The organism is Novosphingobium mathurense (genome assembly GCF_900168325.1).
Taxonomy (GTDB): domain Bacteria; phylum Pseudomonadota; class Alphaproteobacteria; order Sphingomonadales; family Sphingomonadaceae; genus Novosphingobium; species Novosphingobium mathurense.
This window is the reverse complement of record NZ_FVZE01000018.1, coordinates 18,355-28,202: the sequence shown is the minus strand read 5'-3', so window position 1 is coordinate 28,202 and position 9,848 is coordinate 18,355. Positions and strand designations below refer to the sequence as shown.

Genomic DNA, 9,848 nt, shown 5'->3' with positions numbered 1-9,848 from the left:
CGCGCGCTACGAGGACGCCCCGGCGGCCAACTACTTCCGGGGCGTCACGCTGCGTCCAAGGACCGTCGGGATCACCGCCACCTTCCGGAACTGAACAGTCCGGTAGCCAGCAGGCCGCGGATCCCTTCAAGATCCGCGGCCCTGCACGCGAACTAGGTCGATGCCTGATCATCAACAGTAGCGCATGATACCTATGCCTAAAGACGCGCCTGCCCGACTTCTATCCCAGATCCCCAACAGACATAGGCGCTGGGCCACCTTCGGTGTCATCGAAACAAGGGCCTTCTGCAATCAAGGCAAGCGCTCGGCGCAGCGCACTCTCATCGCGCCCCGCGAGAAGACGCTCGAAGCGGCTTTCATGAACATCCATCAGGGTCTCGACCGCCAAGCGCGCCTGTTCGCCCTGAGCCGTCAGCGAAAGGGCCAGCGACCGGCCGTCGACGGGCGACTTTTCGATATAGCCTCGTGTCGCCAGCGCAGAGACCAGTGGCACCATATTGGCGCGCTTGATCCCCAGCATCCGCCCCAAGTCACTTTGTATGCAGCCCGGATTGGCACCGACCAGGATGAGGATCGTGCCTTCAACCGGTCGCAGGTCGATCTCTGCCAGCGCCGCCCCAAGATCCGCCATCATCGCTGCGGATGCGCGTCGCAGCAGATAGCCCAGGCGTGAGGATATGGGGTCTTGCAGCATTTTGATCGGGTCTTGGTCCATGGCCATCATCATAACGCTATTGTTCATAGCAATCAATATTGCTATGATTCATAACATTCAAGAAGGAGCCAGGATATGCCTGCATCTGAAATCCGCCTGCTGATCGGTGGCGAATCACGCGCCGCAGCGTCTACTTTCGACCGTGCCAACCCGGTGACCGGCGGCATCGCTACGCGTGCCGCTGCCGCCAGCGTGGAGGATGCCATTGCGGCGGTCGAAGCTGCGAAGGCGGCGTTCCCGGCATGGTCTGCGCTCGGCCCCACTGCCCGCCGTGCGGCACTAATGAAGGCGGCCGACGCGCTCGACGCCAAGGCCGCCGAATTTGTGGACGCAATGATGTCGGAGATCGGCGCGACCGAAGGCTGGGCGCGCTTCAACATCGGCCTGTCCAGCGCCATGGTGCGTGAGGCCGCCAGCCTCACCACCCAGATTGGCGGCGAAATCATACCCTCAGACAAACCCGGCTGCATCGCCATGGCCGTTCGCGAACCGGCCGGCGTGGTGCTGTCCCTGGCACCGTGGAATGCGCCGATCATCCTCGCCACCCGCGCAATTGCCGTGCCGCTCGCCTGCGGCAACACCGTCGTGCTCAAGGCCTCCGAACAGTGCCCCCGCACCCATGGCCTCATCGTCCAGGCCTTTGTCGAGGCGGGCCTTGGCGGCGGGATCGTGAATCTTATTACCAATGCGCCGCAGGATGCTGCCGAGGTGGTCGGCGCGATGATCGATCACCCGGCCGTGCGCCGGGTGAACTTCACCGGCTCCACCGCCGTGGGCAAGATCATCGCCAAGCGCTGCGCCGAAAATCTCAAGCCCGTCCTGCTCGAGCTGGGCGGCAAGGCGCCCCTCATCGTGCTGGAAGACGCCGACATCGACGAGGCGGTCAAGGCCGCCGCCTTTGGCGCCTTCATGAACCAGGGCCAGATCTGCATGTCGACCGAGCGGATCATCCTGGTCGACGCGATCGCCGACGCCTTTGCCGAAAAATTCCATGCCAAGGTCGCGACCATGCCGGTGGGCGATCCACGTGAAGGCAAGACACCGCTCGGCGCGGTGGTCGACAGCAAGACCGTCGCCCATGTCCGGTCGCTGGTCGATGATGCTCTCGCTTCGGGCGCGGTCCAACTCAACGGCGGGGAAGCCAATGGCGTCCTCATGCCCGCCCATGTCATTGACAAGGTGACGCCGCAGATGAAGCTGTTCCGCGACGAGAGCTTTGGCCCTGTCGTCGGCCTTATCCGCGCTCGGGACGAGGCGCATGCGATTCAGTTAGCCAACGACACCGAATATGGCCTGTCCGCCTCTGTTTTCACTCGCGACACCGCACGCGGCCTGAAAGTGGCGCGACAGATCCAGTCGGGCATTTGCCATGTCAACGGCCCGACCGTGCATGACGAGGCGCAGATGCCCTTCGGCGGCACCAAGGCGTCAGGCTACGGCAAGTTCGGCGGCAGGGCCGGCATCGACAGCTTCACTGAGCTGCGCTGGATCACCATGGAAACTGAGCCAGGCCACTATCCCATCTGAACTTGGCCCATCTGAACTTGGCCCATCTGAACTTGGCCGATCTGATTTGGCCCAACCAATCCCTTTCCTGATTTCTCGGAGATTTTCTCATGACCAATATCCTGCATGTCGAGGGCGTCGAACAGACCGAACTCGAGACTGTCGCCTACGCGATCGAGAACGGCATCGCCTGGGTCAGCCTCAACCGCCCCGACAAGCGCAATTGCATGTCGCCGCGCCTCAACCGCCAGATGATGCGCGTGCTGGATGAGCTGGAATTTCGCGACGATGTCGGCGTCCTCGTCCTGACCGGCGAAGGTACCGCCTGGACGGCGGGCATGGACCTCAAGGAATATTTCCGCGAGACCGAGGCACAGGGCCTCAAGGGTACGCGCGGCGCGCAGCGCGAAAGCTATGGCTGGTGGCGCCGCCTGCGCTGGTATCAAAAGCCGACCATCGCGATGATCAATGGCTGGTGCTTTGGCGGTGGTTATGGCCCGCTCTTCGCCTGCGACCTCGCTTTCGCGGCGGAAGAAGCGCAGTTCGGCCTTTCGGAAATCAACTGGGGCATCCTGCCCGGCGGCGGCGCGGCCAAGGTCGCGACTGAGCTCACCAGCTTCCGCAATGCCATGTATCATTCGCTGATGGGCGAAAATGTCGATGGTCGTAAGGCCGCCGAATGGGGCTTCGTCAACGAAGCGCTCCCGCTCGACCAGCTCAAGGGCCGCGTCACGCAAGTCGCCAACGTCCTGCTGACCAAGAATCCGGTCGCCCTGAAAGCCACCAAGGACGCCATCCGCCGGGTCCGTGAAATGACCTATGACAATGCCGAGGATTATCTGATCCGCGCGCAGGAATCGGCCAACAGCTTCGACAATGAAGGCCGGAAGGAAGGCATCAAGCAGTTCATCGACGACAAGACGTACAAGCCGGGCCTCGGCGCCTACGACAAGTCGAAGCAGAGCGCCTGACTTTCAAGATCCTGCCGGGCCGCTCGACCAATCAAGCGGCCCGTTTTTGCCGTTCGCCAAGTTTTCTGGAGAGACAAGACCCATGACGGTCGACACCCTGAATCCAACCGCCTCCGCGAAGGCCGCGTCCCCCAAAGGACCGCCCGCGCTTGACAGGCTGCTGAGACCGCGATCGGTCGCTATCGTCGGCGCGTCCGACAAGCCCGGCGCACTGGGAGCATCCGTGCTCTCCAATCTCGTCCGCAATGGCTTTGCCGGCGACATTCATCTCATCAATCCCAAGCGAGCGGAGATAGGCGGGCGTTCCTGCCTCCCGTCGATCGACGCCTTGCCCGAGGGTGTGGACGCTGCCGTCCTTGCCATTCCCCGCGTTGCGGTGCTCGACACGATCAAGGCACTGGCAGCGCGCAAGGTCGGCGCTGCGATCATCTTCTCGGCCGGTTTTGCCGAAGGGGGCGAGGAAGGCCTTGCCGAGCAGCATGAGATCGGCCGCATCGCAGCGGAAACGGGCATGGTGGTCGAAGGTCCCAATTGCCTTGGCATGACCAATTTCATCGACCGCGTGCCGCTGACGTTCGTGGAAACCAACATCAGGCCGCTGGGCGACCGACAGGGCATCGGCATCGTCTCCCAGAGCGGAGCCATGGCCTGCGTGCTGGGTACCACGCTTGCCGCGCGCGACCTTGGCCTCTCCTTTTCCGTTTCGACCGGCAATGAGGCGGCCAGCGGCGTGGAGGATTATGTCGACTATCTCCTCGATGACACCGCCACGCAGGTCATCGCCATGATCGTCGAGCAGTTCCGCAAGCCCGCTCGCTTCCTGGCCGCTGCCCGCCGCGCTCGCGACCTCGGCAAGACAATCGTCCTGCTCCATCCCGGCAAGTCGAGCGCCGCCCGCGAATCAGCCGCCACCCATACCGGCGCGATGGCCGGCGACTATCAGCTGATGCGGGTGAAAGTCGAACGCGCTGGCGTCATCTTCGCCGAAACGCTCGAGGAACTGGGCGACATCGCCGAAATCGCACTGCGCTGTCCCACCGTTCCGGCTGGTGGCACCGCCGTGCTGGGCGAGAGCGGCGCTTTCAAGGCGCTCACACTCGATCTCGCCGAAGCCCTCGACCTCGACCTGCCCGCGGTGGACGATGCCAGCGCTCCGGCGCTTCGCGCGGCGCTGCCGGACTTTGTCGGCGTCTCCAATCCGCTCGACCTTACCGCACAGGGACTGGTCGAACCCGACCTCTATTATCGGACGCTGGCCGCCCTGTTCGGTGACGACCGGTTCGGCAGCATCGTTACCGGCATCATCCAGACCGATCCCGTCACCGTCGGCATCAAGCTGCCGCCGATCCTGCGCGCCGTCGGCGACCTCAAGCCCTCCAAGCCGGTGATCTTTGCCGGGCTCGACGAAGGTGCAGAGATTGGCGCGAGCTACCTGGCGCAATTACGGGCGCAGGGCATTCCCTATTTCCCTTCGACCGAACGCGCGCTGCGTGCCTTGAAGCGCCTCAACGACCGTGCGCGACGCGACTTTAGCGAGGGTGACATGGAACCGCTTGCTGCGCCGGGCCTTCCCGGCGCTGGAGGCGTCATTCCCGAATATCGGGCGAAGGAGATGCTGGCGCCCCTTGGCCTGGCTTTCCCGAGCGGCGCCTTCTGCACATCAGTCGAGCAGGCGGTCGAGGCGGCCGACCGCATCGGCTATCCGGTCGTGATCAAGGCCCAGTCGGCCGAGCTCAGCCACAAGAGCGACGCGGGCGGGGTGATCCTCAATCTCCTGGATGCGGAAACGCTGTGCGCCGCCTGGGACAGGCTCCATGCCAATGTCAAAGCCTATGACGCGAGCATCGCCCTTGATGGCGTGCTGGTCGAGCGCATGGGCACAAGCGGCGTGGAACTCATCATCGGCGCCAAGAATGATCCGGACTGGGGGCCGGTGATCCTCGCCGGCTTTGGCGGTGTCACGGCGGAGATCCTCCAGGACGTGCGCCTGTTCACCCCGGATCTTAGCCTGGAGGCGATCACGGGCGAACTGTTCAAATTGCGCCAGTCGCCACTTCTTACGGGCTGGCGAGGTTCGCCCTCGCTCGACGTCGAGGCAGCAGCAAGGGTCATTGCTACGCTGGGACGTCTGCTCCTGACTGAGCCCCGCATCAAGGAGATCGATCTCAATCCGGTCATCATCCGGCCCGCAGGGGAAGGCGTCGTCGCCCTGGATGCCCTGATGCTCGTCGAATAGCATCTGGCGGCAATCCATGCCGCCAAGCTCAACCAATTAACAGCTATCGCCGCCACGGCAGGGCGTAGCGACAGCCCCGGCCCAACACGGGTCGGGGTCAGGAGTGCGACCGATCGCCTTTTGATCCTGGCCGCTCACGGGAATCGGCTGTCCCGGTCATTTCCGTTCAGCCAGCGATAACCGCGCACCCGTCCAGGCTTGCACAGGCGGTCGAACCGGGCGGCACCAGAAGAGCTTCTGGCGACACCAGCGGGCGCCTGCCCCACTCAGGCCAATTCTGGGAGCTTGTGCCCAACCCCGCGCCGTCCAATCCATCGCGGGGGGAGGCTTCCATGACCCCGACGAAAATCCTGATCGGCCAGATCCTCATCGTGCTTGGCATCGTGATCGCAAGCATCTGGAGCGCTACACAATGGGCTGCCTGCCAGCTCGCCTACCAGCCGGAACTCGGTCCGCCCTGGTTCATCGCCTTCGGCATGCCGGTCTACCATCCCTGGTCGATCTTCCCCTGGTGGTTTTCCTTCGATGCCTATGCACCGATCATATTCGATGAGGCGGGTGCGATCGCCGCGACCGGTGGTTTCATCGGCTGCGGCGCGGCCATCTTCGGGTCGCTCTGGCGTGCGCGCCAGTCAAGTCGCCTGACGACCTATGGCTCGGCACGCTGGGCGACGCGGGGTGACATGAAGGATGCAGGGCTGCTCGACGACCGCGGTGTGGCGCTTGGCCGGTTCGGTGGTCGGGACTTACGCCATGACGGCCCCGAGCATGTCATGGCCTTCGCGCCGACCCGATCCGGCAAGGGCGTGGGCCTCGTGGTGCCTACCCTGTTGTCCTGGACCGGCTCGACCGTCGTCCACGACATCAAGGGCGAGAACTGGCAGCTGACCGCCGGCTGGCGCTCCTGCTTCTCGCATTGCCTGTTGTTCAATCCGACCGACGCGCGATCGGCACGCTATAATCCGTTGCTCGAGGTGCGCCGCGGGGTGAACGAGGTCCGCGACGTCCAGAACATCGCCGACATCCTCGTCGATCCCGAAGGGGCGCTCGAGCGCCGTAACCATTGGGAAAAAACCTCTCATTCGCTGCTGGTCGGCGCGATCCTCCATGTCCTCTATGCGGAGGAAGAGAAGACCCTTGCCCGGGTCGCGACCTTCCTCTCCGATCCCCAGCGCAGCTTTGCCGCGACCCTGCGCCGAATGATGGCGACCAACCATCTTGGCAGCACGACCAAACCCGAGGTCCATCCTGTCGTCGCCTCGGCCGCCCGCGAACTTCTCAACAAGAGCGAGAATGAACGCTCGGGCGTGCTATCGACCGCCATGTCATTCCTTGGCCTTTACCGCGATCCGACCGTGGCTGCGGTCACCGCCGCGTCCGACTGGCGCATCGCCGACCTGGTCGAGGCCGCCCATCCGGTCTCGCTCTATCTGGTCGTGCCGCCATCCGACATCAGCCGCACCAAGCCGCTGATACGCCTCATCCTCAACCAGGTCGGCCGCCGGCTGACCGAGGAACTGCATGCGGTCGGGAAGGAGGCGGAAGCTGGAGCCAAAACCAATGGCGGGCGCCATCGCCTGCTCATGATGCTCGACGAGTTTCCCGCGCTCGGCCGCCTCGATTTCTTCGAGACGAGCCTTGCCTTCCTTGCCGGCTACGGCGTGCGTGCCTTCCTCATCGCCCAGAGCCTCAATCAGATCGAAAAAGCCTATGGCGAGCACAATGCCATCCTCGACAATTGCCATGTCCGGATCGCCTTCGCGACCAACGACGAGCGCACCGCCAAGCGGATCTCCGACGCGCTCGGCACCGCCACCGAGCAGCGCGCCATGCGTAACTATGCCGGCCATCGGCTCGCGCCCTGGCTCGCCCACGTCATGGTCAGCCGGCAGGAGACCGCGCGGGCACTGCTGACCCCTGGCGAAGTGATGCAGTTGCCATCGACCGACGAACTGGTGCTGATCTCGGGGCGCCCCCCGATCCGTGCCAAGAAGCTGCGCTACTTCCAGGATGCTCGTTTCTCCGCGCGCGTCGTGTCCCCGCCATCGCTCGATGCGGCCAGCTATCGCGACTTGCCCGCCGCACGCCCCGACGACTGGGCCGGGCAGATCCGTGGTGCCGATGCGCGTCTTGCAAGAGCCAGCGATGCCGATGGGGACGTCGATGCCGGCGGTCGCGAGCAGGCCCGGCATCCTACCATCGAGATCGAACCGGCCGAGATCGCCTCGAAAGAAACCGCCGACCCGCTTGGCCTGGCCGAAGATGATGGCGACCAGGCGGCCGAGCGCAACGCCATGGACCGAGTCCAGGCGCTCGGGACTGCCCGCACGGTCTATAGCCTCGACGCGGCCACCGGTCGGCCCGACGACCTGCAATTGGGGATCTGACATGGAGAAGGCCAAGGATAAGGTCCGCCATCAACTCTTCCTGCCGAGGCACCTGTCGGATCGGCTCGCGGCGCTGGCGACGAGGCCGGGTGCGAGCAAGTCGTCCATCCTTGTCGATGCATTGACGGCCTGGCTCAATCGCCGCGGTGCTTCCGACCTTGAGGATCGGTTCGCAATCCGGCTCGATCGACTGACCCAGGCGATCGGCCGGGTCGATCGCGACACCTATCTCCTCCTCGAGACACTGGCGCTATTCATCCGCTTTGAACTTGCGATCCAGACCCCGCTTGCCGAGAATGACCAGGCAGGCCGCGCGCTCGGGGCAAAGCGGTTCGAAGCCTTCGTCACCCAGGTTGCCCGCCAGGTATCGACAGGTCGACGCACCCTCGCCGCGAAGACGGACGACGGCGAATGAGCGCCAATCTGACCACCGAGCGCCGCAGGCGGATGCTGGTCACGGCGCTTGGGCCAGAGATCGGCGCAGCCATGCACGACCCGCTGGTGATCGAGATCATGGTCAATCCCGACGGGGCGCTTCGCTTCGACCGTCTCGGAGAGGGCCGCATCGACACCGCCGTTCGCATCGAGGTGGGCCAGGTCGAGCGGATCATCCGGCTGGTGGCAAGCCATGCCCATGCCGAGGTCCATGCCCAGCACCCCATCATCTCGGCGGAACTGCCGCCGCATGTCGAGGGTCGCGCTGGCGAGCGGTTCGAAGGCGTCCTGCCGCCGGTATCGTCCGCGCCCTGCTTCTCGATCCGAAAGCCTGCTACGAGGCTGCACACGCTGGACGACTATGTCGCCGATGGACTGATGTCGGAAACACAGGCCGATATGCTGCGGGCTGCCGTCACCCAGCGCTTCAATATCCTGGTTGCTGGCGGCACCAGTTCGGGCAAGACCACGCTCGCCAACGCGCTTCTTGCCGAGATGGCATGGGTCGATGCCCGGGTCATCCTGATCGAGGATACCCGAGAATTGCAATGTCCGTTGCCGGACACGGTCGCACTCCGCACGCGCCCGCCCCATGTGTCGATGACCGACCTCGTGCGCTCGACCATGCGCCTGCGCCCCGACCGGATCGTGGTCGGCGAGGTCCGCGGTCCTGAAGCCCTCGACATGCTCAAGGCCTGGAATACCGGCCACCCCGGCGGGATCGCCACGATCCACGCCAACAGCGCGCTCGCTGCGCTGCATCGGGTCGAGCAGCTTTGCCAGGAAGCGGTGGTCACCGTGCCGCGCCAGCTCATCTGCGAGGCCATCGACCTCGTCGTGTTCATCTCCGGGCGCGGCATCGATCGCCGCGTCTCGACCATCGCCCGCGTCGCCGGCCTCGATCCGGACACCGACGCCTATGCCCTCGCCGATCTTCCCCGGCGCAACCCCAAGGAGAAATGAGCCATGAATCACATCCTGCCTCGCCAACTGGTCAACCGCACCCTGCCTGCGGTGGTCGCGATCGGCCTCACGCTCATGCTCGCCAGCCAGGTGCAGGCCGCCGGCTCGGGCATGCCATGGGAAGAACCGCTCCAGCAGGTACTGGAGTCGATCCAGGGGCCGGTCGCGAAGATCGTCGCGGTAATCATCATCATCTCCACCGGGCTCACCCTCGCATTCGGCGAGACGGCGGGCGGATTCCGCCGCCTCATCCAGATCGTCTTCGGTCTCTCGATCGCTTTTGCCGCGTCCAGCTTCTTCCTGTCCTTCTTCAGCTTCGGTGGTGGAGCGCTGATCTCGTGATCCCAGGGACGAGCCACTATTCCAGCCAGGCAATCGAAGGCTTCGAAGTCCCGATCCATGGCGCGCTGGGCTCGCCACTGCTGCTTGGCGGCGCACCGCGCGGCCTTGCGATCGTCAACGGCACGCTGGCCGCAGCCGTGGGTCTTGGTCTCCAGCAATGGCTAGCGGGGCTGTTGCTCTGGGCTGCCGGGCACAGCGTCGCGGTCATGGCAGCGCGCGATGACCCAAGCTTTGCGCCCGTCCTCCTGCGCCATATCCGCCAGAAAGGCTATTTCACATGCTGAGCTACACAT

At 64.5% G+C, this 9,848-nt stretch carries 9 protein-coding genes; 8 read left to right on the top strand and 1 reads right to left on the bottom strand.

Translation table 11 applies throughout. The annotated features are described in order from the left end of the window. Positions 1 to 220: 220 nt before the first annotated feature. The gene (locus tag B5483_RS22000) at positions 221 to 742 is read right to left on the bottom strand and encodes a MarR family winged helix-turn-helix transcriptional regulator (RefSeq protein ID WP_139384125.1); all 522 of its coding nucleotides are present in this window, start codon (positions 740 to 742) and stop codon (positions 221 to 223) included. Between the two features lie 48 nt (positions 743 to 790). Here B5483_RS22000 and B5483_RS21995 point away from each other — a divergent pair, with 48 nt between their 5' ends. The 8 genes from B5483_RS21995 to B5483_RS21960 all read left to right on the top strand — a co-directional run bounded on the left by B5483_RS21995 (position 791) and on the right by B5483_RS21960 (position 9,839). Continuing rightward, positions 791 to 2,242, top strand: coding sequence for an aldehyde dehydrogenase (locus B5483_RS21995; RefSeq protein ID WP_079732042.1), 1,452 nt, complete (start codon positions 791 to 793; stop codon positions 2,240 to 2,242). Between the two features lie 89 nt (positions 2,243 to 2,331). Further along, positions 2,332 to 3,192: a p-hydroxycinnamoyl CoA hydratase/lyase gene (locus B5483_RS21990; RefSeq protein WP_079732041.1), complete on the top strand. Its 861-nt coding sequence runs from the start codon at positions 2,332 to 2,334 to the stop codon at positions 3,190 to 3,192. A gap of 82 nt (positions 3,193 to 3,274) precedes the next feature. Next, positions 3,275 to 5,428: an acetate--CoA ligase family protein gene (locus B5483_RS21985; RefSeq protein ID WP_079732040.1), complete on the top strand. Its 2,154-nt coding sequence runs from the start codon at positions 3,275 to 3,277 to the stop codon at positions 5,426 to 5,428. 332 nt (positions 5,429 to 5,760) lie between these two features. Further along, positions 5,761 to 7,815, top strand: a complete 2,055-nt coding sequence (locus B5483_RS21980; protein ID WP_079732039.1) for a conjugal transfer protein TraG — start codon at positions 5,761 to 5,763, stop codon at positions 7,813 to 7,815. 1 nt (position 7,816) lies between these two features. Continuing rightward, positions 7,817 to 8,230: a CopG family transcriptional regulator gene (locus B5483_RS21975; RefSeq protein WP_079732038.1), complete on the top strand. Its 414-nt coding sequence runs from the start codon at positions 7,817 to 7,819 to the stop codon at positions 8,228 to 8,230. Beyond that, positions 8,227 to 9,213 (top strand): P-type conjugative transfer ATPase TrbB, encoded by a 987-nt coding sequence (trbB, locus tag B5483_RS21970; protein ID WP_079732037.1) that lies wholly within the window; start codon positions 8,227 to 8,229, stop codon positions 9,211 to 9,213. The genes B5483_RS21975 and trbB overlap by 4 nt, the downstream gene beginning before the upstream one ends. Before the next feature lie 3 nt (positions 9,214 to 9,216). Next, a complete protein-coding gene (locus tag B5483_RS21965; RefSeq protein WP_079732036.1) occupies positions 9,217 to 9,555 on the top strand; it encodes a TrbC/VirB2 family type IV secretion system protein in 339 nt (112 codons plus the stop codon). After that, positions 9,552 to 9,839, top strand: coding sequence for a VirB3 family type IV secretion system protein (locus B5483_RS21960; RefSeq protein WP_342743704.1), 288 nt, complete (start codon positions 9,552 to 9,554; stop codon positions 9,837 to 9,839). The genes B5483_RS21965 and B5483_RS21960 overlap by 4 nt, the downstream gene beginning before the upstream one ends. The last annotated feature ends 9 nt before the right edge of the window (positions 9,840 to 9,848 follow it).

Bases quoted from the DNA above. Each gene is read 5' to 3' on its own strand.
- B5483_RS22000 (WP_139384125.1), bottom strand. From the start codon at position 742: ATGAACAATAGCGTTATGATGATGGCCATGGACCAAGACCCGATCAAA.
- trbB (WP_079732037.1), top strand. From the start codon at position 8,227: ATGAGCGCCAATCTGACCACCGAGCGCCGCAGGCGGATGCTGGTCACG.
- B5483_RS21990 (WP_079732041.1), top strand. From the start codon at position 2,332: ATGACCAATATCCTGCATGTCGAGGGCGTCGAACAGACCGAACTCGAG.
- B5483_RS21980 (WP_079732039.1), top strand. From the start codon at position 5,761: ATGACCCCGACGAAAATCCTGATCGGCCAGATCCTCATCGTGCTTGGC.
- B5483_RS21985 (WP_079732040.1), top strand. From the start codon at position 3,275: ATGACGGTCGACACCCTGAATCCAACCGCCTCCGCGAAGGCCGCGTCC.
- B5483_RS21965 (WP_079732036.1), top strand. From the start codon at position 9,217: ATGAATCACATCCTGCCTCGCCAACTGGTCAACCGCACCCTGCCTGCG.
- B5483_RS21995 (WP_079732042.1), top strand. From the start codon at position 791: ATGCCTGCATCTGAAATCCGCCTGCTGATCGGTGGCGAATCACGCGCC.
- B5483_RS21975 (WP_079732038.1), top strand. From the start codon at position 7,817: ATGGAGAAGGCCAAGGATAAGGTCCGCCATCAACTCTTCCTGCCGAGG.